General features: G+C 65.2%; 17 protein-coding genes and 1 tRNA gene. 16 read left to right on the top strand and 2 right to left on the bottom strand.

Annotation, left to right across the window (positions count from 1 at the left end; genetic code table 11):
• Positions 1-3: 3 nt before the first annotated feature.
• The 9 genes from CXR00_RS10935 to CXR00_RS10895 all read left to right on the top strand — a co-directional run bounded on the left by CXR00_RS10935 (position 4) and on the right by CXR00_RS10895 (position 13,112).
• A complete protein-coding gene (locus tag CXR00_RS10935; protein WP_104054511.1) occupies positions 4-1,596 on the top strand; it encodes an anthranilate synthase component I in 1,593 nt (530 codons plus the stop codon).
• Positions 1,593-2,258 (top strand): Trp biosynthesis-associated membrane protein, encoded by a 666-nt coding sequence (locus tag CXR00_RS10930; RefSeq protein WP_258060379.1) that lies wholly within the window; start codon positions 1,593-1,595, stop codon positions 2,256-2,258. The genes CXR00_RS10935 and CXR00_RS10930 overlap by 4 nt, the downstream gene beginning before the upstream one ends.
• A 129-nt stretch (positions 2,259-2,387) precedes the next feature.
• Positions 2,388-2,681 (top strand): HGxxPAAW family protein, encoded by a 294-nt coding sequence (locus tag CXR00_RS10925; protein WP_104054510.1) that lies wholly within the window; start codon positions 2,388-2,390, stop codon positions 2,679-2,681.
• Positions 2,682-2,684: 3 nt separating this feature from the next.
• Positions 2,685-3,518, top strand: a complete 834-nt coding sequence (trpC, locus tag CXR00_RS10920) for an indole-3-glycerol phosphate synthase TrpC (protein WP_104054509.1) — start codon at positions 2,685-2,687, stop codon at positions 3,516-3,518.
• 77 nt (positions 3,519-3,595) lie between these two features.
• Positions 3,596-5,008 carry a tryptophan synthase subunit beta gene (gene trpB, locus CXR00_RS10915; RefSeq protein WP_237685137.1) on the top strand — a complete coding sequence of 471 codons (1,413 nt, stop codon included), beginning with the start codon at positions 3,596-3,598 and terminating at the stop codon, positions 5,006-5,008.
• Positions 5,005-5,838, top strand: a complete 834-nt coding sequence (gene trpA / locus CXR00_RS10910) for a tryptophan synthase subunit alpha (RefSeq protein WP_104054508.1) — start codon at positions 5,005-5,007, stop codon at positions 5,836-5,838. The genes trpB and trpA overlap by 4 nt, the downstream gene beginning before the upstream one ends.
• Positions 5,838-6,878, top strand: a complete 1,041-nt coding sequence (gene lgt, locus CXR00_RS10905; RefSeq protein WP_104054507.1) for a prolipoprotein diacylglyceryl transferase — start codon at positions 5,838-5,840, stop codon at positions 6,876-6,878. Before trpA ends, lgt begins: the two co-directional genes overlap by 1 nt.
• Positions 6,879-7,066: 188 nt before the next feature.
• On the top strand, positions 7,067-11,662 hold the full coding sequence (gene gltB / locus CXR00_RS10900; RefSeq protein WP_104054506.1) for a glutamate synthase large subunit: 4,596 nt from the start codon (positions 7,067-7,069) through the stop codon (positions 11,660-11,662).
• On the top strand, positions 11,655-13,112 hold the full coding sequence (locus CXR00_RS10895; RefSeq protein WP_104054505.1) for a glutamate synthase subunit beta: 1,458 nt from the start codon (positions 11,655-11,657) through the stop codon (positions 13,110-13,112). The genes gltB and CXR00_RS10895 overlap by 8 nt, the downstream gene beginning before the upstream one ends.
• A 123-nt stretch (positions 13,113-13,235) precedes the next feature.
• Here the strand turns inward: CXR00_RS10895 and CXR00_RS10890 are convergent, their stop codons facing one another.
• Positions 13,236-13,865: a TetR/AcrR family transcriptional regulator gene (locus tag CXR00_RS10890; protein ID WP_181032263.1), complete on the bottom strand. Its 630-nt coding sequence runs from the start codon at positions 13,863-13,865 to the stop codon at positions 13,236-13,238.
• Positions 13,866-14,089: 224 nt separating this feature from the next.
• Here CXR00_RS10890 and pyk point away from each other — a divergent pair, with 224 nt between their 5' ends.
• Both pyk and CXR00_RS10880 read left to right on the top strand, forming a co-directional pair.
• Entirely contained in the window at positions 14,090-15,601 is a 1,512-nt protein-coding gene (pyk, locus tag CXR00_RS10885) for a pyruvate kinase (RefSeq protein ID WP_104054503.1), read from the top strand.
• Positions 15,602-15,906: 305 nt separating this feature from the next.
• Entirely contained in the window at positions 15,907-16,299 is a 393-nt protein-coding gene (locus CXR00_RS10880; RefSeq protein WP_104054502.1) for an SHOCT domain-containing protein, read from the top strand.
• A gap of 70 nt (positions 16,300-16,369) precedes the next feature.
• Here the strand turns inward: CXR00_RS10880 and CXR00_RS10875 are convergent, their stop codons facing one another.
• Positions 16,370-16,975 carry an ANTAR domain-containing response regulator gene (locus tag CXR00_RS10875; protein WP_104054501.1) on the bottom strand — a complete coding sequence of 202 codons (606 nt, stop codon included), beginning with the start codon at positions 16,973-16,975 and terminating at the stop codon, positions 16,370-16,372.
• A gap of 128 nt (positions 16,976-17,103) precedes the next feature.
• Between CXR00_RS10875 and CXR00_RS10870 the strand changes: the two genes are divergently transcribed.
• The 5 genes from CXR00_RS10870 (at position 17,104) to CXR00_RS10845 (ending at position 22,457) form a co-directional block, all read left to right on the top strand.
• Positions 17,104-17,188 (top strand) — tRNA-Leu (locus tag CXR00_RS10870).
• 458 nt (positions 17,189-17,646) lie between these two features.
• Positions 17,647-18,639, top strand: a complete 993-nt coding sequence (gene iolC / locus CXR00_RS10860; protein WP_104054499.1) for a 5-dehydro-2-deoxygluconokinase — start codon at positions 17,647-17,649, stop codon at positions 18,637-18,639.
• Positions 18,636-19,574, top strand: coding sequence for a deoxyribose-phosphate aldolase (locus CXR00_RS10855; RefSeq protein WP_104054498.1), 939 nt, complete (start codon positions 18,636-18,638; stop codon positions 19,572-19,574). Before iolC ends, CXR00_RS10855 begins: the two co-directional genes overlap by 4 nt.
• An 11-nt stretch (positions 19,575-19,585) precedes the next feature.
• Positions 19,586-21,550 (top strand): 3D-(3,5/4)-trihydroxycyclohexane-1,2-dione acylhydrolase (decyclizing), encoded by a 1,965-nt coding sequence (gene iolD / locus CXR00_RS10850; protein ID WP_104054858.1) that lies wholly within the window; start codon positions 19,586-19,588, stop codon positions 21,548-21,550.
• Positions 21,543-22,457 carry a sugar phosphate isomerase/epimerase gene (locus CXR00_RS10845; protein WP_104054497.1) on the top strand — a complete coding sequence of 305 codons (915 nt, stop codon included), beginning with the start codon at positions 21,543-21,545 and terminating at the stop codon, positions 22,455-22,457. Before iolD ends, CXR00_RS10845 begins: the two co-directional genes overlap by 8 nt.
• Positions 22,458-22,474 lie beyond the last annotated feature (17 nt).

Below are 22,474 nucleotides of genomic sequence, written 5' to 3'. Positions count from 1 at the left end.
CACATGCAGGATCTTGGAGTTATCCGTCCCGGCCTCGAGGAATTCCGGGCCCTGGCCGCTGAACACCGCGTGGTTCCGGTGCACCTGAGCGTGCTGGCCGACGCCCACACACCCATCGGCATCTACCGCAAGCTCACCGCGGGCGCGCCGGGAACCTTCCTGATGGAATCCGCTGCCGCCGGCGGCGTCTGGTCCCGCTACTCCTTTATAGGCGCCTCCTCCCGCGCCACCCTGACCACCCACGACGGCGAAACCCACTGGCTCGGCGAGCCGCCGGCCGGGGTGCCGCTGGACGGAAACCCGGTGGAAGCCGTGGCCCGCACCATCGAACTGCTGCAGACCGAACGGCTGGACGGCGTGCCGCCCTTCACCTCCGGACTGGTCGGTTTTGTCGGCTGGGAAACCGTCCGGCACTGGGAGAAACTGCCCAACCCTCCCGTTGATGACCTGGACCTGCCGGAACTGGCCATGAACCTGGTTTCGGACATGGCCATCCACGACAACTCCAACGGCACCGTGATGCTGGTGGCCAACGCCATCAACATGGACGGCTCCGACGAGCGGGTGGACGAAGCCTGGCATGACGCCGTGGCCCGGGTGAACTCCATGCTGCAGCGGTTGGCCGAACCCACTCCGCAGCCGGTCTCGGTGCTGCACGGCGGCACTGTGGACACCTCTACCCTCACCGACGGCGTCAAGGAATCCTGGCCCAAACCCGAATACACCAAAGCGGTGCAACGGGGTAAGGAAGCCATCGTGGATGGCGAAGTGTTCCAGGTGGTCATTTCCCGCCGCTTTGAACTGGAGTGCGCCTCGGACCCGTTGGACGTGTACCGGGTGCTGCGCAACACCAACCCCAGCCCGTACATGTATCTGTTCAACTTCGAGGACTCCCGCGGCAACCCTTTCGCCGTCGTCGGCTCCTCACCGGAGGCACTGGTAACCGTCACCGGCAGCGAAGTGATCACGCACCCCATCGCCGGCTCCCGGCCGCGCGGCAAGGGAACCGATGCGGACCGTGCCCTTGCTGAGGAACTGCTGGCAGACGAAAAGGAACGCGCCGAACACCTCATGCTGGTGGACCTGGCCCGCAACGACCTCTCCAAGGTGTGCATTCCAGGCAGCGTGGACGTCACCCAGTTCATGGAGGTGGAGCGCTTCAGCCACATCATGCACCTGGTGTCCACCGTCGTCGGAGAACTCGCACCGCAGCGCAGCGCCTACGATGTCCTGGCCGCAACCTTCCCCGCCGGAACCCTCTCGGGTGCACCCAAGCCCCGCGCCCTGCGCCTGCTGGATGAGCTGGAACCGCACCGCCGCGGCATTTACGGCGGCGTGGTCGGTTATCTGGACTTCGCCGGCGACATGGACATGGCGATTGCCATCCGCTCCGCGCTGCTGCGGAACGGCAAAGCCTTTGTCCAGGCCGGCGGCGGCATTGTGGCGGACTCCGATTTGGAAGCCGAAGCCCAGGAAACCGTCAACAAGGCAGCCGCACCGCTGCGCGCAGCACTGATCGCCCGGAGCCTGGAAACCGTCGCCGCACCCCCACTTTTCTCCAACCCCCAATCCGCAGAGCAGGAAGTACCGCAGTGAGCACACCCACCAAACGGTGGCAGCGCAAGGGAACCGTCATCATGGCGGCGGTGCTCTTCGGCATCGCAGCCTTTGCCACCACCACGCGCACCTGGCTGAACGTTCAACTGCCCGCAACCGCCGTCCAGACCCCGGACCTGGCCGTTTCAGGATCCGATGCCGCCACCGCGGTGACGGCCTTCGCCGTCGTCGCCATTACGGCAGGCCTGGCAGCCTCGATTGCCGGGTCCGTGGCCCGCTGGATTGTCAGCGTGATCCTGGTGGTCTCGGGCATCGGTGTGGCTGCCGCCAGCTGGACCGTCATCAGCGATCCCGCCCAGGGAGCCGCCGGAGCCATCGGACAGGCGATCGGTGTCAGCGGAGCAGCCGGCACCGTGGTCACGCTCACGGGCATGCCGTGGGCGGCATTGGTATCCGGTGTCCTGATCGCGCTCACCGGCGTCTGGCTGGCTATCGCCAGCCGCAGCTGGAAGTCCTCGCGCCGGTACGCACCGGCCCCGGCGGCCGGCACAGCGCCGTCCGCCGCCCCCGGAGCGGAAAGCACGACGCCGGGAGCCGGTTCGCCCGACGCCGGCAACAACGGCGAGGGTCCCGAGCCGGTTGATGACATCGACAGCTGGGACCGGCTGACGCGCGGGGATGACCCCACCAACTACCGCTGACCGCACCTACCCGATCCACCGTTCCGCCTCCGGGCCCGGAGGCGGAACCACCGAAGCGCCGCAACATGTGAAAGAGTTTCCGCCAGTCAATGGCAGAATGGAAACTGATTCGTACAGAGGAGATTTACCATGAGCTCAAACGCCACCCGCAGCAACGTTGACACCAAGCCCGAAAATGAAGCCGAGCGTCACGCCAGCATCCATGATGAGACCATCGGCCACGGCAATACGCCCGCAGCCTGGACCTGTGTCCTGATCATGATTGTCGGCGCCGGAATCTCCAGCGTTGGCTTCATCATCGCCAGCGTGCTGTGGTTCTGCATCGGCCTGGGCGTCATTGCCCTCGGCCTGGTGGTCGGCTTCATCATGAAGAAGGCCGGCTATGGCGTAGGCGGCTCGAAACTCTCCAACAGCGGCCACTAAATCATGAGCGTCCTGGACGACATCATTGCCGGCGTCGCCGAGGATCTCGAGGCGCGCCGGCAAGCCGTTCCGCTGAAACAGATGCGGGAGCGCGCCCGTGCGGCCGCTCCCGCACTGGACGCCTTTGCTGCTCTGGGCGGCAATGACAACCCCCGCGGCGAACTCCGGGTTATCGCCGAGGTTAAGCGGAGCAGCCCCTCCAAGGGCGCCCTCGCGGACATTGCCGACCCGGCCTCGCTGGCAGCAAGCTACGAACGCGGCGGTGCAGCAGTCATCAGCGTGCTCACCGAACAGCGCCGCTTTGGCGGCTCCCTGGCTGACTTTGATGCCGTCCGGGACGCGGTGCGGATCCCGCTGCTGCGCAAGGACTTCACCGTTGACGAGTACCAAATCTGGGAAGCCCGCGCCCACGGTGCCGACCTGGTGCTGCTCATCGTGGCAGCCCTGGACGATGAGCAGCTCAAGGATTTCCTGGCACTCACCCACGAGCTGGGCATGAACGCTTTGGTGGAGACGCATACGCAGCACGAAGTTGAACGCGCCGTCGCCGTTGGCGCCAGGATCATTGGTGTTAACGTGCGCAACCTGAAGACCCTGGACGTTGACCGTTCGGTCTTCGCACCGCTGGCCGACAGCATTCCCGCAGGTGCACTCGTGATCGCTGAATCCGGAGTCCGGGACGCCGCCGATGTGGAGCAGTACGCTGCGGACGGCGCCAACGCCGTCCTGGTGGGCGAAGCCCTGGTGCGGCACAATGATCCGGCGGCTACTATCGCCGACTTCGCCCAGACCGGCCGCAAGGCCATCGCCGCCCGGCAGATGCACGGCAAGGACTGACGGCAGGCCGACAGAGCAACATATTCCCTGTCCGGGCGGTCCGCCGTCCGGACCAAAGCAGGACAGGAACCAGCCCCATGACCGGGAATCCGGACCAAACCGGCTCAGCACATGCTGACGCCGGGTCACCAGTCACTTCCACTGACACCGCACCTGCGGACGAGGCGCAGCGCGCCGCGGCCGGAACCGTCACGGAAGAGGTGGCTGAAGCGTTCCTGAATGTTCACGGTTCGCTGCGCCACGCCTCCGGCCCATACTTCGGGGAGTACGGCGGCCGCTGGATGCCGGAATCCCTGATTGCCGCGCTGGACGAGCTGGAAGACACCTTCGAGAAGGCCAAGGCTGACCCGGAGTTCCGCGCCCAGATTGCGGACCTGAACAAGAACTATTCCGGCCGGCCCTCCCTGCTCACCGAAGCCAAGCGTTTCGCCGGGCATGCCGGCGGTGTCCGGGTGTTCCTCAAGCGCGAGGACCTGAACCACACCGGCTCCCATAAGATCAACAATGTCCTGGGGCAGGCGCTGCTGGCCAAGCGTATGGGCAAGACCCGCATCATCGCCGAGACCGGCGCCGGGCAGCACGGCGTGGCCAGCGCCACGGCCGCCGCCTTGCTGGGCCTGGAGTGCGTGGTGTACATGGGCGCCGAGGACTGCCGTCGGCAGGCCCTGAACGTAGCGCGCATGGAATTGCTCGGCGCCACCGTCATCCCCGTCAGCCACGGCTCGGCCACGCTGAAGGACGCCATCAACGAAGCGCTGCGCGACTGGGTCGCCAACGTGGACAACACCCACTACCTGCTCGGCACCGCTGCCGGAGCTCATCCGTTCCCGGCCATGGTGCGGTTCTTCCATGAGGTCATCGGAGAAGAGGCCCGCGCCCAGATCCTGGAACAGACCGGCCGGCTCCCTGACGCCGTGTGCGCCTGCATCGGCGGAGGTTCCAACGCCATCGGCATTTTCCATGGCTTCCTGGATGACCCGGACGTGAAGATCTACGGGTTTGAGGCCGGCGGCGACGGCGTGGAAACCGGCCGCCATGCCGCCACCATCACCCTGGGCCGCCCCGGCGTGCTGCACGGCGCCCGGTCCTACCTGATGCAGGACGAAGACGGCCAGACCGTGGAATCACACTCCATTTCCGCCGGCCTGGACTACCCCGGCGTGGGCCCGGAACACTCCTACCTCTCCGACATCGGCCGGGTCTCTTATGAGCCCATCACCGACAGCGAGGCGATGGACGCCTTCCAGCTGCTCTGCCGCACCGAAGGCATCATTCCCGCGATCGAGTCCGCACACGCGCTGGCCGGGGCCATCAAGGTTGGGCAGCGGCTGGCAGCCGAGGCCGCCGACGGCGACGTTTCAGGAAAAATCGTGCTCGTGAACCTCTCCGGCCGCGGGGACAAGGACGTGGCCACGGCCGCTGAATGGTTCAACCTGCTGGATGACACATCAGCCGAAGCAGAAATCGGCAAAGAAGGGGAACAGCTGTGAGCACCGCAGTCGACAACACATCCGGCGCGGGCACTGCTGCCGTCAGCAAGTCCGCTGCCGCCATTGACCGCGCCGCCGCTGACGGCCGCGCGGCGCTGATCGGTTACCTGCCCGCAGGCTTCCCCAGTGTGCAGGAGACCATCGACGCCGGCATTGCCCTGGCCCGGAACGGCGCAGACCTGATTGAAGTCGGCATCCCGTACTCCGATCCGGTCATGGACGGCCACGTCATTCAGGCCGCCACCACCGAGGCGCTGGCGCACGGTTTCCGCGTCAGCCAGGTGTTCGACGTCGTCGCCGGCATCACTGCCGCCACCGATGCCGCTGTGCTGGTGATGACGTACTGGAACCCCGTTGTCCGTATGGGTGTGGATGAGTTTTCCCGCCGCCTGGCTGAAGCCGGGGGAGCCGGGCTGATCACCCCGGACCTTATCCCGGATGAAGCGTCGGAGTGGATGGCGGCTTCGGACAAGTACGGACTGGACAGGGTATTCCTGGTGGCGCCGTCGTCCACCCCCGAACGTATGAAAAGCACCGTCGCGGCCAGCCGGGGCTTCGTCTATGCGGTGTCCATCATGGGCGTCACCGGCGCACGCACATCAGTGAGCACCGCCGCCAAGGACGTCGTTTCCGCTGCCCGCGCGGCAGGCGCGGAGCGCGTCTGCGTAGGCCTGGGAGTTTCCAACTCCGGCCATGTCCGTGAAATCGGCGCGTACGCGGACGGGGTGATCGTGGGCACCGCCCTGGTGGCCGCATTGCGCGACGGCGGTGTCCCCGCCGTGGCGGACCTGACCCGTGAACTCAGCACCGGAACCCGGAAGAGCAACTAATGCACCTGACGTCCGTGATTGCCCCGGCCAGCATTCCCAGCCCGCCCGCGGACTTCAGCAGCTTCTCGCTGGGACCGCTGACCATCCACACCTACGCACTGTGCATTCTGGCCGGCATCATCCTGGCCCTGTGGATGACGTCGGTGCGCTGGAAACGCCGTGGACTGCCTGAGGAGGCCGTGTGGGATATTGCCATCTGGGCCATCCCGTTCGGCATCATCGGCGGACGGCTGTACCACGTCGTCTCCTCACCGGCGGCCTATTTCGGCGCCAACGGTGACCTCTCCCTGATTCCGCAGATCTGGCGGGGCGGGCTGGGCATCTGGGGTGCGGTGGCCCTGGGTGCCGTGGGAGCCTGGATCGGCTGCCGGCGCGCCGGCATTAAGCTCTCCACCTTCGCCGACGCGGGCGTGCCCGGTCTGCTGCTGGCCCAGGCCGTGGGCCGCTGGGGCAACTGGTTCAACCAGGAACTCTTCGGCAGTCCCACGGACGTGCCTTGGGGGCTGGAAATCGACGCGAACAATCCAAACTTTCCGGATGGAACAGCACCGGGAACCCTGTTCCATCCGACCTTCCTCTATGAGTCGCTCTGGTGCCTCGCCGGAGTGGTCCTGCTGCTTGCCCTGGACAAGAAATTCCGGCTGCGCGGCGGCCGGCTGTTCTGGATCTACGCTGCCTACTACACCCTGGGCCGGCTGTGGATCGAGATCCTGCGGATCGACGACGCTGAAATGATTACGTTCTTCGGCGTCACACAACGGCTGAACGTATGGACCAGCATTGGACTGCTTGTCTTCTCTGTGGCGATGTTCATTTTCCTGACAATCCGCGCCAAAAAGGGGCAGGAAGGGTCCCTGTACCTTCCCGGGCACGAGCCGGAATCCGCGACGGCGGAAGGTGAGTCAGATAACAAGACGGAAACAGAACCTTTTGGTTCCGAATCCGGTGCATCATCGGAACAGGCGCGTGCTAATCTCGCAGAGACAAAAAGCGAGGACACTGATTCTCGCCGGCCCGGGACACCGGGTACTGCCAAGTAGCACCGGCCCGGGCCACCCTCGCGGCGGGTGCTCCTGCCACATCGCCGTGGCCGCCCGGACGGGGCCGCGGGAACCACACCGTTGGCCTGTCCGTGAACACTCAAGACACCGCGGAACGTTTCACCTTCCGCCGTGGGGCCAGCGTCGTCCCCTCCCACCGCTCAATCAGGGGGAAGGACTTACCTCTCATGACTGAACCTTTTCCGCCCGGCGGCACAGGCACACCTGTACTCTCGCCGTTCACCCGCTTCGCCAACTTCCCGGCTGATTCCGGTCTCTACCGTGCCGAGAATGAAAAGGACGCCTGCGGACTGGCCGTTATCGCCACTCTGCGCGGAGAGCCCGGACACGACATCGTGGATGCAGCTCTGACCGCCCTGCGCAACCTTGAACACCGAGGCGCCGTAGGTGCCGATGAAGGCACCGGCGACGGCGCCGGCCTGCTGACCCAGGTCCCTGATGAGTTTTTCCGTGCCGTCACCGGATTTGAGCTTCCGGCCCCCGGAACCTACGCCGTCGGCACCGCGTTCCTTCCCTCCGAAGCCCGGGAACAGGACACCGCCCGCGCCGGCGTCGAGGCCATGGCGGAGTCCGAGGGCCTGACGGTCCTGGGTTGGCGCGAAGTGCCGGTGGTGGCGGACCTTGTGGGCGCCATGTCCCGGGCCTGCATGCCGCACTTCGAACAGGTGTTCCTGGCACCGGCCGACGGCGACGGCTCCGATCTTGACGCCCGCGCCTTCCGCGTCCGCAAACGGTCGCAGAACAAGTTCGGCGTCTACTTCCCCTCGCTGTCCTCCAAGACCATGGTCTACAAGGGCATGCTGACCACCGCGCAGCTTGAACCGTTCTATCCCGATCTTTCCGACCCGCGCTTCAAGACCAAGCTGGGCATCGTCCACTCCCGGTTCTCCACCAACACGTTCCCGTCCTGGCCGCTGGCCCAGCCGTTCCGGACCATCGCGCACAACGGCGAGATCAACACGGTCAAGGGCAACCGCAACTGGATGCGCGCCCGTCAGTCCCAGCTGAAGAGCCCGCTGCTCGGGGACACGCCGGAAGAGCTGTTCCCCATCTGTACCCCGGGCGCATCGGACTCGGCGTCCTTTGACGAGGTTGCCGAGCTGCTGATGCTCTCCGGCCGGCCGATCACGCACGCCATCATGATGATGATCCCCGAGGCCTGGGAGAATCACGCCACCATGGATCCGGCCCGCCGCGCTTTCTACCAGTACCATTCCACGCTCATGGAACCGTGGGACGGCCCGGCTGCGGTGTCCTTCACCGACGGCAACCAGGTGGGGGCGGTCCTGGACCGCAACGGCCTGCGCCCGGCACGGTACTGGGTGACCGAGGACGGACTGGTGGTGCTCGCCTCCGAGGTGGGGGTCGTGGATATTGATCCGGCCAAGGTGGTCCGCAAGGGCCGTGTCTCCCCGGGCAAGATGTTCCTGGTGGACACCGGCGCCGGCCGCCTGATCGAGGACGCCGAAATCAAGGCGGAGATGGCCGCTGCCAATCCGTGGGCGGAGTGGGTAAAGGAAAACCAGGTTTCCCTGGAAGAGCTGCCCGAACGCGAACACGTGCTGCACACCAAGGCCTCCATCAACCGGCGCCAGCGCACCTTCGGCTACACGCAGGAAGAGCTGCGCATCCTGCTGGGCCCCATGGCCCGCACCGGTGCCGAACCCCTGGGCGCCATGGGCTCGGACACCCCCATAGCCGTGCTCTCCCAGCGCCCGCGGCTGCTCTTTGACTACTTTGTGCAGTCCTTCGCCCAGGTCACCAACCCGCCGCTGGACTCCATCCGCGAGGAACTGGTCACCTCCATGCGTGCCTCCATCGGACCGGTGGGGAACCTGCTGGCCCCCGGCCAGGTCCGCACCCACCAGGTGGCCCTGAACTTTCCCGTCATCAACAATGACCAGCTGGCGAAGATTGCCAAGCTGACCAACGCCGACGGCGAAAAGATCGCGCTCAAGGTCCGCGGACTGTACCGGCCGCAGGGCGGCGAGTCCGAACTGCGTGCCCGGATCGCGGAAATCTGCGAAAAGGTCTCCGGCGCCGTCAACCGCGGCATCGAGTACATCGTGCTTTCGGACCGGGATTCCAGCGCCCAGTGGGCGCCCATCCCGTCCCTGCTGCTGCTCTCCGCTGTGCATAACCACCTGCTCAAGAGCGCCAACCGCACCAAGATCTCCCTGCTGGTCGAAGCCGGTGATGTCCGCGAGGTGCACCACGTGGCAGTGCTCATGGGCTACGGCGCCTCGGCGGTCAACCCGTACCTGGCCATGGAAAGCTGCGAGGAACTGGTTCGCAACGGCGACATCACCGGGGTCACCCGCGAAGAGGCCGTGGCCAACCTGATCAAGGGCCTGGGCAAGGGCGTTCTGAAGATCATGTCCAAAATGGGCATCTCCACCGTTGCCTCCTACTGCGGCGCCCAAACGTTCGAAGCCCTGGGCCTGGGACAGGAAATGGTGGACGAGTTCTTCCACGGAACGCAGACCCAGCTCGGCGGCGTCGGCCTGGACGTCATCGCCGCCGAGGCAGCCGCCCGGCACGCCAGCGCCTACCCCGACGACGAAATCGAGGATCCGCACCGTCCGCTGGAGAACGGCGGCGAATACCAGTGGCGCCGCGAAGGACCGCCGCACCTGTTCAATCCGGAAACCGTGTTCCGGCTCCAGCACGCCACCCGCGAACGCCGCTATGACATCTTCAAGGCGTACACCAACGGTGTTGATGACCAGTCGAAGAACCTGATGACCCTGCGCGGTTTGCTGGAGTTCCGCAAGGGGGAGCGGCCTGCCGTTCCGCTGGAGGAAGTGGAATCCGTCGCCAGCATCGTCAAGCGCTTCTCCACCGGCGCCATGAGCTACGGCTCCATCTCGCAGGAAGCCCACGAGACCCTGGCGATTGCCATGAACCGGCTCGGCGGCAAGTCCAACACCGGCGAGGGCGGCGAAGATCCTGAGCGGCTGCTGGATCCGGAGCGCCGCTCCGCCATCAAGCAGGTGGCCTCGGGCCGCTTCGGTGTCACCAGCCTGTACCTCACCAACGCCGAGGACATCCAGATCAAGATGGCCCAGGGCGCCAAGCCCGGCGAAGGCGGCCAGCTGATGGCGCAGAAGGTGTACCCGTGGGTGGCCCGCACCCGGCACTCCACGCCCGGCGTCGGCCTCATTTCCCCGCCGCCGCACCACGACATCTACTCGATCGAGGACCTGGCGCAACTGATCTACGACCTCAAGCGCTCCAACCCGAGCGCCCGGGTCCACGTCAAGCTCGTCTCCGAAGCAGGCATCGGCACCGTGGCGGCCGGCGTGACCAAGGCCAAGGCCGACGTCGTTCTCGTCTCCGGGCACGACGGCGGCACCGGCGCCTCGCCGCTGAACTCGCTCAAGCATGCCGGAGCGCCCTGGGAACTGGGACTGGCCGAAACGCAGCAGACCCTGATGCTCAACGGCCTGCGCGACCGCGTGGTGGTGCAGGTGGACGGCCAGCTCAAGACCGGGCGCGACGTTGTGATTGCCGCGCTGCTGGGCGGTGAGGAGTTCGGTTTCGCGACCGCTCCGCTCGTGGTCTCCGGCTGCATCATGATGCGCGTCTGCCACCTGGACACCTGTCCGGTGGGCGTAGCCACGCAGAACCCCGAACTGCGGGCACGGTTCTCCGGCAAGCCCGAATTTGTGGTCAATTTCTTCGAGTTCCTGGCCGAGGAAGTGCGCGAAATCCTGGCCGAACTGGGATTCCGTTCCCTCGAAGAAGCCATCGGGCACACCGAACTGCTGGACACCAAGGCCGCGGTGGACCACTGGAAGGCCGACGGACTGGACCTGGAGCCGATCCTGCGCGGCGCCGACGTCGTCGAACCCGGCGCGCCCATGCGCAACATGGTGAAGCAGAACCATGATCTGGATGCGCACTTCGACAACAAGCTGATCGAAATGAGCGCGGACGCCCTGACCAACCGGAATCCGGTGCGCATCACGCTGGACGTGGTCAACACCGACCGGTCCGTGGGCACCATGCTGGGGCACACCGTGACCAAGACCTTCGGCATCGATACGCTGGCCACCGACACCATCGACGTGACCCTCACCGGCCAGGCGGGGCAGTCGCTCGGTGCCTTCCTGCCGGCCGGCATCACGCTGCGCCTGCTCGGGGATTCCAACGACTATGTCGGCAAGGGCCTTTCCGGCGGGCGGATTATTGTCCGGCCGGACCGCGCCAACGTCTTTGACGCCGCCCGCAACGTCATAGCCGGCAACGTCATCGGCTACGGCGCCACCAGCGGGGAAATGTTCCTGCGCGGGCAGGTGGGTGAACGCTTCCTGGTCCGCAATTCCGGTGCCACGGCAGTGGTCGAAGGAATCGGTGACCACGGCTGCGAATACATGACCGGGGGACAGGCGCTGATCCTGGGGCCCACGGGACGGAACTTCGGTGCCGGCATGTCCGGCGGCACCGCGTACCTGCTGGACATCCGCCCCGAGCGGATCAACAAGGACTCACTGGAAAAGGGCGAACTGCGCCTGGAGCCGCTGGACGCCGAGGACGCGGACATTGTCCGCGGTCTGTTGATCCGGCACGTGGAAGAAACCGAATCGGCACTGGCGGCCGCCCTGCTGGAGGACTTCACCGGCACAGTTGCCCGAATGACCAAGGTGCTGCCGCGTGACTTCGCTGCTGTGCTCGACGCCCGCGCCTCCGCCGTCGAAGCGGGACTTGACCCCGACGGCGCCGAAGCCTGGACCAAAATCTTGGAGGTAACCGGTGGCTGACCCACGCGGATTCTTGAAAGTACGCGACCGCGAAACGCAGCCGCGCCGGCCTGTTCCCGTTCGCATCATGGACTGGAAAGAGGTGTACGAAGCCCAGGAGAAGGGCGTGCTGAAGGCGCAGGCCGGACGCTGCATGGACTGCGGCATTCCGTTCTGTCATCAGGGCTGCCCGCTGGGAAACCTCATTCCGGAGTGGAATGACCTGATGTGGCGGGACAAGGGCCGTGAAGCCATTGAACGGCTGCATGCCACCAACAACTTCCCGGAGTTCACCGGACGGCTGTGCCCCGCCCCGTGCGAATCGTCGTGCGTGCTGGGCATCAACCAGCCGGCAGTGACGATCAAGCAGGTTGAGGTCTCGATCATTGACCAGGCCTTCGATGAAAACTGGGTGACCCCGCACGCTCCCGAGCGGCTCACGGACAAAACCATCGCCGTCGTCGGCTCCGGACCTGCGGGACTGGCCGTGGCCCAGCAGCTCACCCGTGCCGGGCACACCGTTGCCGTATACGAGCGCGATGACAAAATTGGCGGCCTGCTGCGCTACGGAATTCCCGACTTCAAGATGGAAAAGGCGCAGATCGACCGCCGCCTCGACCAGATGCGCGCCGAAGGCACCCGCTTCCGCACCGGCGTCGAAGTGGGCCGTGACATCAGCTGGGAACAGCTGCGCCGGCGGTACGACGCCGTGGTGGTGGCCACCGGAGCCACCGTGCCCCGGGACCTGCCCATCCCCGGCCGCGAACTGAACGGCGTGCACTTCGCGATGGAATACCTGGTGCAGGCAAACCGTGCCGTGGCCGGGGAACGCGTGAAGAACTCCATTTCCGCCGAGGGCAAGCATGTGGTGATCCTCGGCGGCGGCGACACCGGTGCGGACTGCCTGGGTACCGCGCACCGCCAGCAGGCGGCGTCCGTCACCACCCTGGCCATTGGCAAGCAGCCGCCGGCAGAGCGCGCCGCACATCAGCCGTGGCCGATGTACCCGACGCTGTTCGAAACTGCCAGCGCACACGAAGAGGGCGGGGAGCGCACCTACCTGGCCTCCACCGTGGAATTCGTGGGCGAGAACGGACAGCTGACCGGGGTTCGGATCGCCGAAACAGAATTCGTGGACGGACGGCGCGTCCCCAAAGCCGGCACCGAGCGGGTTATTCCGGCAGACCTGGTGTTCCTCTCGCTGGGGTTCACCGGTCCGGAACCGGCCGGACTGGCCGAGCAGGTGCACGCCGAGTTCGACGAGCGCTCCAACGTGGTGCGCGACGGCTACTACATGACGAAGACGCCGGGCGTCTTTGCCGCCGGTGACGCCGGCCGCGGCCAGTCGCTGATTGTGTGGGCGATCGCCGAAGGCCGTGCCTGTGCTGCGGCGGTGGACCAGTGGCTGACCGGTTCCACCCGTCTGCCGGCACCGGTGGCGCCCAGCGACCGGGCCATCTCTGTGCTGTAGGTCCGCACATGGTGCGGCCCGCCCGAACAGCCTCCTCAGCATGAGGCCGCCGGATCTCGACCGGCGGCCTCATGCTGAGCTGCCCTGGGGCCAGCTGTGCAGATATTCAGGTAGCCTGCGTGCCTAGGCGTCCTGGTGCAGGGCAGCCAGGGCCCGGACAGTCAGGGGCAGCAGGTCTTCCCCGTCGGCCCGGACCCACGATTCCAGGGCGACGGTTGCCGCCGCCCACATGACCGCCACCTCCACGCGCGCGGCGAGCTCGTCACCTTGGCCCAACTGCCGCAGATAGGTCGAGGTCATCTCTGCCAGGAGCGACTGGTTGTACGCCGCGGCGCTTGCGCGCAGCACCCGGTCCTCCCGCATCAGCCGGCGCAGGGTCCGGTATTCGCTCCGCCTAGGCTCGTAATCCGTCGCGGCCTGCAGCAGGGACTGATGAAGGGCCTGCCGGGGCGGGGTGCTGCGGCTGCGGAATTCGAAATCGGCTTCCATGTTGTCCAGGGCAAGTCTCGTGTTGTGGAACAGCGCGGCGTCCTTGGTATCGAAGTACCTGAAAAACGAACTGCGGGAAACTCCTGCCGCTTCCACAATCTGGTCCACGGTGACGGCCGCGAACCCATGCTCGGCGAACAACTCCCAGGCTGTTGTCACGAGCTGGGCCTGCACCTGGGCTTTCTTGCGTTCCCTCAGCCCGCGGGGAGGAGTGCCGGCTGAGCCGCCGTCGGCCCCCGACCTGTTTTCCGACGCGCTCTCCAAAATGCTGCTCCTGACACTGGCTGGCGGTTGTCTGTTCCGGCGTTCAAGCTTACTAGGATGCCGGCCGGGAAGCTCCCGAGATCCGTGAGAGGCAGCTGGGGGGTGGTTGCTTGCCGCCCTCGCCGGCTGCCTGAGACAAAAAACACTGGCAGCTGTATCCAAGGACGCCTGCTATGCGGCCCGTCTCCATGCGTAATCGGCGCAGGACGACTAGGCTTGAGCTTATGAGACGTGCAAAAATTGTGGCCACATTCGGCCCAGCAATCGCAAGCTACGAAAACACCCTCGCGGTTCTCAGCGCCGGAGTGGACGTAGCCCGCATGAACATGAGCCACGGAGATCACGACGTACACAATTCTGTGTATGAGAACGTGCGCCGGGCGTCCGAGGAACTGGGCAAGCCGGTAGGCATCTTCGCTGACCTGCAGGGGCCCAAGATCCGTCTTGGCCGCTTCATGGACGGCCCGCACTACCTGAACAAGGGCGACGTCTTCACGATCACCATTGAAGATGTTCCGGGCACCAAGGATATTGTCTCCACCACGCACAAGGGACTGCCCAACGACGTCAACGTGGGGGACACCCTCCTGATTGACGACGGCAAGGTCTCCGTCCGTGCCACTGCCGTTGATGACGTCAAGGTGGTCACCGAAGTGACCGTTCCCGGCCCCGTGTCCAACAACAAGGGCCTGAACCTGCCGGGTGTGGCGGTAAGCGTGCCCGCCATGAGCGACAAGGATGAGGCAGACCTGCGCTGGGCCATCCGCCGCGGCGTGGACATGGTTGCGCTGTCCTTCGTCCGTAACGCCGTTGATGTGCGCCGCGTCCACGAAATCATGGACGAGGAAGGCCGCCGCGTTCCGGTCATCGCCAAGATCGAGAAGCCGCAGGCCGTGGCTGCCATCGAGGAAATCATTGACGCCTTCGACGCCATCATGGTTGCCCGTGGCGATCTCGGTGTGGAGCTTCCCCTCGAAGACGTTCCCCTGGTGCAGAAGAATGCCATCGAGCTGGCCCGCCGCTGGGCGAAGCCGGTCATCGTGGCCACCCAGGTCCTGGAATCCATGATCGACAGCCCGCGGCCCACCCGCGCTGAAGCCTCCGACTGCGCCAACGCCGTACTTGACGGTGCCGACGCCGTGATGCTCTCGGGCGAGACGTCAGTGGGCAAGTACCCGATCGAGACCGTGACCACCATGGCCCGGATCATCGAGTCCACCGAAGAGCACGGCCTGAACCGCGTGCCGGCCCTGGGCTCCAAGCCGCGTACCCGCGGCGGCGCCATTACCCGTGCCGCTGTCGAAATCGCAGACCAGCTCGATGCAAAGTTCGTGTGCACCTTCACCCAGTCCGGTGACTCGGCCCGCCGGCTTTCCCGTCTGCGCCCGAAGAAGCCGGTGCTGGCTTTCACCCCTGTGGAAGAGACCTACCGCTACATGAGCCTGTTCTGGGGCATCCAGCCCATGCTCGTGGAGTTTGCGGAGAACACTGACCAGATGACTGCCCAGGTGGACCGGACGCTGTTCGAGAACGACCTGGTGGACATTGACGACATCGTGGTGATCGCAGCCGGTTCGCCTCCCGGACAGGCTGGTTCCACCAACTCGATCAAGGTCCACAAGGCAGGGGACATCGCTGACGCAGGTCAGCGCCTTGACGGCCAGATGCGCGTCAAGGAGAAGGTTGGCCCGTGGCCGATCAAGAACTCCAACAAGGGCAAGGCCAAGTCCATCTAACACGGACTTCACCTCGTTCCATCAGAGCTGCCCGGCCGGGGTTTTCCGGCCGGGCAGCTTTTTCCTGTAGCCGTATCCAGTTCCATCTATTGATATCCAGTTTTCCAGATATGCCACCACTCCTTACCCATGTGCCTACTTACCCACGGTTCAACCACCCGTGCCCGGGGGGGCAGAACCAATCCCGGACAGCGGGGGATGACCTGCACTGTTTCGCTAGCCGCGGCTGCGTATCGACGTTGGACCATGGCACTGCTCAAGCGCGCGGGCGATGATCATGAGTACGGCCTGAGAGAGGAGCAGCTTTGAGCTACTGGGACAATTTTTGGGACACCCTTTGGTGGGTTTTCACCGTGACAGTCCTCTTTGCCTATTTGTTTATCCTCTTTGCGGTGATCAGCGACTTGTTCCGTGATCGCGGACTGAGCGGCTGGGCCAAAGCTGTGTGGGTCATCTTTCTGGTGCTGTTTCCGTTCCTCACGGTCCTCGTTTATCTCATCGCCCGCGGGAGGGGAATGAATGAACGGGCCAGGAGGGAGTCACAGGAATTGCAGAACTCCACGGAGGAATACATTCGCCGGGTTGCGGGATCTTCCCCCAGCGACGAAATCTCCAAGGCCAAGGACCTGCTTGACGCCGGTGCCATCACCCCGCAGGAATTCGAAACCATCAAGGGCAGGGCGTTGTCCGCGGCCTGATGCCGAGCGCAAAAAACCCCGCCCGACGACGTCGGGCGGGGTTTTTCTTGGCGGGGTCGCCTGAGAAGCCTTAGTTGACCTGGTTGATGATGGTCTCGGCGACTTCACGCATGCTCAGGCGGCGGTCCATGGAGGTCTTCTGGATCCAGCGGAAGGCCTCGGGTTCCGTGAGGCCCATCTTGGTGGTCAGCAGCGATTTGGCGCGCTCCACCAGCTTGCGGGTGGCGAACTGCTCCTTGAGGTCGCTGACCTCTTCCTCGAGGGCCTTGATTTCCTCGTGGCGGGACAGCGCAATCTCGATCGCGGGAATCAGGTCAGCGGGGGTGAAGGGCTTGACCACATAGGCCATGGCTCCAGCCTCGCGGGCGCGTTCAACCAGTTCCTTCTGGCTGAAGGCGGTCAGCAGGACAACCGGCGCGATGCGGGCCTTGACGATCTGCTCAGCTGCCGTGATGCCGTCCATGACGGGCATCTTGACGTCCATCAGGACCAGATCGGGCTTCAACTCGGTGGCAAGGGCAACGGCCTTCTCGCCGTTGTCGGCTTCACCAACGACGTCGTATCCCTCACCGGTGAGGATTTCCACGATGTCGAGGCGGATCAGCGTCTCATCTTCGGCGACAATGACGCGCCGCGCCGGCGTGTTGGACGGGGCGGGCTCGGTGGACTCAGACACAGGTGCTCCTCAGAATGCGGTTGACTGCCGTGTGCGAACTGACAGTTCACACAAATAGCCTATCCGCATGTAGAGTAGATTCGCGCCCAACACGGAATGTGAACTTTGTGATTCACACCGCAGGGCTGGCCCGAATGGCGGAATTGGCAGACGCGCTGCACTCAAAATGCAGTATCGAGAGGTGTGTGGGTTCGAGTCCCACTTCGGGCACCAAAGGAAATCGTCCAGACATCGTTCACTGATGAGTCGCGACACAGGTAACACCCCGGTCTTCGGACCGGGGTGTTTTCTTTTGCGCCGGACAGCCGGAACGCTGCGGTCACGGACACCGCAGGCATTTATGCTGCACCTGCCACCCCTCAAGACTTGTCTGGACCACCTGCTCCAGGGGCGAAACATTGCTGAGGCGGAGGGGATCCTTCAAATCTTCCGGGCTGGTCGCGGAAATGACAGGACAAAGGTCGCCTGCTGGGCTGACATGGCCTTCCTGCACCCCTGTGTGGCTGCGCCGGTAGTCAGCGATACGGCCCTCTGGAGCGGTTGGGTCAGTTGATTCTGTCGAAGACATTGACAGGACAAAGTTGGGGGCACAGGATGTGCATGTGACTGCGGTCACGCTTTAGCCAATAAGGGCGGCGGCGCCGTCCCCAGCGGAAAGGCCGGCGGACACAGTGCCTCACGAAGTGCTCACCATCGGACGGATCAGCGTTGACATCTACCCGCAGGACATTGGAGTGGATCTGGCGGATGTCACCTCCTTTGCCAAGTACCTTGGCGGATCACCATCCAACGTTGCGGTCGCCGCAGCCCGGCACGGGCGCAGGGCCGCCGTCATCACCCGGACCGGTGACGATCCGTTCGGAAAATACCTGCACCGGGAACTGTTGAGGTTCGGCGTCGACGACAGCTATGTCACTGCCGTTCCGGAGCTCCAAACCCCCGTGACCTTCTGCGCGATCATGCCGCCGGAGGACTTCCCCCTGTATTTTTACGGCCGGTTTCCAACGGCGCCCGATCTGCAGATCGCGGCCGAAGACCTGGACATGGACGCCGTCCGGCAAGCAGGCATCTTTTGGTCCACGGTGACGGGCCTGAGCCAGGAATCCAGCCGGGGAGCGCATTTGGCCGCCCACCGTGCCCGGCCAAGGGAGGCGCTGGGACCGGAACAACACACGGTCCTGGATCTGGACTACCGGCCGATGTTCTGGTCCGGCGAGGATGAAGCCCGAGAACAAATCCACCGCATCCTTCCGTACGTCACGGTTGCGGTGGGCAATACCAAGGAATGCTCGGTGGCGGTGGGAGCAGGAACGCCCGAAGAACAGGCTGACAGGCTGCTTGCCGAAGGCGTTGCGTTGGCGGTGGTCAAACTGGGGGCTGACGGCGTCTTGGCAAAGACCCCAACCGAGTGCGTGATCTCTTCGCCCGTTCCGATGGAGACGGTGAACGGGCTTGGAGCCGGAGATGCCTTTGGCGGCGCGTTGTGCCACGGGCTGCTGGCGCGGTGGCCCCTGGCCGCAGTGCTGGAATACGCCAACGCAGCAGGTGCGCTGGTGGCATCGCGGATCTCCTGCGCGGATGCCATGCCCACGCCCACGGAAGTTCTCGAGCTGCTGACCGAACGCGGCCGGATGGTGCCGGAACTCCTGGAGGCAACCACGTGAACGGCTTCGATGACAACCCGCGACGCTACGAGCACCTGACCCGCCTCCGGCTGGAGGACCCCGGAGCCGTCAGCCGCGCGGCTGCCGAACGCCGTCCCCACCCCGGACCACGGCTGGGGAAACAAAACTTTATTGTTGCAGCCGACCATCCGGCCCGCGGCGCCCTCGCCGTAGGCAAGCGGTCCATGGCGATGGCAGACCGCCATGATCTTCTGGACCGGCTGCAATCCGCGCTGGCCCATCCGGCAGTGGACGGTGTGCTGGCCACAGCCGACATCATGGATGACCTGCTCCTGCTGGGTGCTCTGGACGGTAAACTGCTGTTCGGCTCCATGAACCGGGGCGGGCTGGCCGGTTCCGTCAATGAACCCGACGACCGGTTCACGGGCCACACCGCAGCCGCGCTGCAGTCGCTGGGCGCCACCGGGGGCAAAATGCTCGTCCGCATCTGCCTGGGAGACCCGGCAACGGTCAGCACGCTGGAATCAGCCGCGAAAACCATCGACGCCCTCGCAGAGCGGCACCTGGTGGCAATGGTGGAACCGTTCATGTCCGTGTGGGATCACGGCCGCCTGCGCAACGACCTGACCGCCGACGCCGTCATGACCTCCATTGCCATCGCCTCGGGACTGGGTTCCACCAGCGCCTATACCTGGCTGAAGCTGCCCGTGGTCCCCGACATGGAGCGGGTTCTGGCAGCCACCACCATGCCCGCTGTCCTGCTCGGCGGAGACCCGTCCGGGTCCCCGCAGGACACCTTGAACCGCTGGCAGGCGGCCTTGAAACTGCCCGGCGTCCAGGGCCTGACCGTAGGCAGAACCCTGCTGTACCCCAAAAGCGGTGACGTGGGCGAGGCCGTGGCCGCGGCGGCCTCGCTGCTCAACAACCACCCGGCACGGAACTTTGTCCCCGAACAGGAAGTGCCTGCACCATGAAAACGCGCAGCATGACGGTGGCCCAGGCAGTGGTCGAGTTCCTGGGCAAACAGTACGTTGTGGACAGCATCGGGGGTGTGGACTACCGCGAGCGCCTGATCCCCGGCATCTTCGGCATCTTTGGCCACGGCAACGTTGCCGGGGTGGGCCAGGCACTAAAACAGGAGCAGGTCCGGGACCCGGATGTGATGCCCTATTACCAGGGCCGCAATGAACAGGCGATGGTGCATCAGGCGGTGGGATACGCACGGCACGTACGCCGGCGCGCCACTTATGCGGTGACCAGCTCCATTGGGCCGGGAGCCACCAACATGCTCACCGGGGCTGCCGTGGCCACCACCAACCGGCTTCCCGTGCTGCTGCTCCCGGCAGACACCTTCGCCACCCGGGCGGCGGATCCCGTGCTGCAGCAGCTGGAGCGTCCGGACGCTTACGACATCACCGTCAATGACGCCTTCCGCCCGCTGTCCCGGTACTTTGACCGGGTGGTCCGGCCGGAACAGCTCTATTCGGCCTTCCTCAACGGTCTGCGGGTCCTTACGGATCCTGCCGACACCGGCGCGGTCACCATCTCACTGCCCCAGGATGTCCAGGCCGAGACACTCGACGTGCCCGCAGAATTCCTCGCGGAGCGGGAATGGCGCATCCGCCGCCCTGAGCCCGACGAGGATGACATCCTCCGCGCCGCCCAGCTGATCCGCTCAGCCCGGCGTCCGCTGATCATCGCGGGAGGCGGAGTGCTGTACGCGTTCGCCACCGCTCAGCTGGCACGGCTGGCCGAACTTACGGGCATACCGGTTGCCTACACCCAGGCCGGCGTCGGCTCGCTGCCCTGGGACGCTCCGTACTGCCTCGGTGCCGTCGGTTCCACGGGTACGACGGCGGCCAACGCCGTCGCACACGATGCGGACGTGATCATTGGCATCGGCACCCGCTATGAAGACTTCACCACGGCCTCGCGCACGGCTTTCCAGGACCCGGACGTGAAGTTCGTGAACATCAACGTGGCACCGCTGGACGCGTACAAGCTGGGCACCGCGCTGCCAATCGTGGCTGATGCCCGCAAGGCGCTGCTTCGACTGACGGAGGCCCTGTCCGGTTACCGCGTTGGTGCGGACCTGGAGCAGCTGGTGGCAGCGAAAAAGCAGCGCTGGAACGCCACTGTGGACGAGGTTTTTGACACCCGGCATGTTCCGCTGCCCAGCCAAAACGAAATCATCGGCGCCGTTCGCCGCGCTACCGATGCACGCGACGTCGTCGTCTGTGCTGCCGGATCCCTGCCCGGCGACCTGCACAAAATGTGGCGCATTGCCGACCCCTTCGGCTACCACGTGGAATATGCCTTCTCCACCATGGGCTATGAAATCCCGGGCGGACTGGGAGTAAAACGCGCCGCCGTTGACGAGGCACGCCGTGCCGGGAACGGCGAGTCCCCGCGCGACGTCGTCGTCATGGTGGGTGACGGCTCCTACCTGATGATGCACACCGAACTGGTCACCGCCGTAGCCGAAGGCATCAAGCTCATAACCGTCCTGATCCAGAACCACGGATACGCCTCCATCGGGGCGCTCTCCGAGTCGCTGGGCTCGCAGCGGTTCGGCACCCGTTACCGGACGCTGGATCCCGTGCACCGAACCTTCGACGACGGCGATTTGCTGCCCGTTGATCTCGCGGCAAATGCGCAATCACTGGGCGTCCGCGTCATCCGGGTGGAGCCCGGTGACAATGCAGTGGCCGACCTGGAGACGGCCGTCGCCAAGGCCAAGGCCGAACCCGAGGGCAGCGGGCCGGTGCTGATTCACGTCGAGTCCAATCCGCTGATCGATGCTCCCGATTCCGAATCCTGGTGGGACGTTCCCGTAGCCGGCGCCTCCGAACTGGAGTCCACCCGGGATGCCCGCAGCACCTACCTCCGGCACAAGGCCGCACAGAAACCGTTGATCGGTGACGCAGAGACAGGACCGGCACATGACTGAGAACAAGCTCATCATCGGAACCGCACCGGATTCCTGGGGCGTCTGGTTCGCCCGGGACCCCCGGCAAACCCCATGGCAGCGTTTCCTGGACGAAGCGGCCGAAGCCGGTTACCGGTGGATCGAACTGGGACCGTACGGCTACCTGCCTTCCGATCCGGTCCGGCTGGCGGATGAGCTGGGGCAGCGCGGCCTGCAGGTCTCCGCCGGAACCGTCTTCACGGCCTTTCACCGCGGCGCCGATCAGTGGGAGGAAGCATGGGAGCCGGCCCGCCGGGTTGCTGAACTCACGGCGGCCATGGGCGGGCAGCACATGGTGGTGATTCCGGCGATGTGGCGCGACGACGTAACCGGAGAAGCGATCGAGAGTTCCGACCTTTCGCCGGAACAGCTCCAGGACCTGTTTCTCGGCCACAACCGGCTGGGAAAGGTGCTGGCCGAGGATTACGGACTGCAGCAGCAGTTCCACCCGCACGCCGACTCGCACGTATGCGCGCAGCCGGACATTGAACGCTTCCTGCAGGAAACCGATCCCGAAGTGGTGTCCCTGTGCCTGGACACCGGACATGCGCAGTACGGAGATGCGGACAGCGTGGAGCTGATGACCACCTACCCGGAGCGCATCGGCTACCTGCACCTGAAACAGGTGGATCCGCAGGTCCTGGACACGGTCCGCCGGGAGAACCTGACCTGGGCCGCGGCAAACCGGGCCGGGGTCATGAGTGAACCACCGGGGGGACTGCCTGATCTGTCCCTGGTCATCGCGGCGGCCGAGGAACTGAACCGGCCGCTGTTCGGGATCGTGGAGCAGGACATGTACCCGGTGGCCCATCTGGACGTACCCCTGCCGATCGCCCGCCGGACCCGCAACTACCTGCTCTCCTGCGGTTCACGGACGCGCGTTTCCTAGCTGCCGCCTTACCCAAC

Source organism: Arthrobacter sp. 9E16, from assembly GCF_002929435.1.
Lineage (GTDB): Bacteria > Actinomycetota > Actinomycetes > Actinomycetales > Micrococcaceae > Arthrobacter_B > Arthrobacter_B sunyaminii.
Note: the sequence above shows the minus strand (reverse complement) of the source record. Positions and strands in the feature narration are given on the sequence as shown.

What these genes read in the sequence shown, in the direction of transcription:
- trpB (WP_237685137.1), top strand. Translation starts at nt 3,596, where the DNA reads ATGACCGGGAATCCGGACCAAACCGGCTCAGCACATGCTGACGCCGGG.
- pyk (WP_104054503.1), top strand. Translation starts at nt 14,090, where the DNA reads ATGAGACGTGCAAAAATTGTGGCCACATTCGGCCCAGCAATCGCAAGC.
- CXR00_RS10935 (WP_104054511.1), top strand. Translation starts at nt 4, where the DNA reads ATGCAGGATCTTGGAGTTATCCGTCCCGGCCTCGAGGAATTCCGGGCC.
- CXR00_RS10845 (WP_104054497.1), top strand. Translation starts at nt 21,543, where the DNA reads ATGACTGAGAACAAGCTCATCATCGGAACCGCACCGGATTCCTGGGGC.
- CXR00_RS10925 (WP_104054510.1), top strand. Translation starts at nt 2,388, where the DNA reads ATGAGCTCAAACGCCACCCGCAGCAACGTTGACACCAAGCCCGAAAAT.
- gltB (WP_104054506.1), top strand. Translation starts at nt 7,067, where the DNA reads ATGACTGAACCTTTTCCGCCCGGCGGCACAGGCACACCTGTACTCTCG.
- iolD (WP_104054858.1), top strand. Translation starts at nt 19,586, where the DNA reads ATGACGGTGGCCCAGGCAGTGGTCGAGTTCCTGGGCAAACAGTACGTT.
- lgt (WP_104054507.1), top strand. Translation starts at nt 5,838, where the DNA reads ATGCACCTGACGTCCGTGATTGCCCCGGCCAGCATTCCCAGCCCGCCC.
- trpC (WP_104054509.1), top strand. Translation starts at nt 2,685, where the DNA reads ATGAGCGTCCTGGACGACATCATTGCCGGCGTCGCCGAGGATCTCGAG.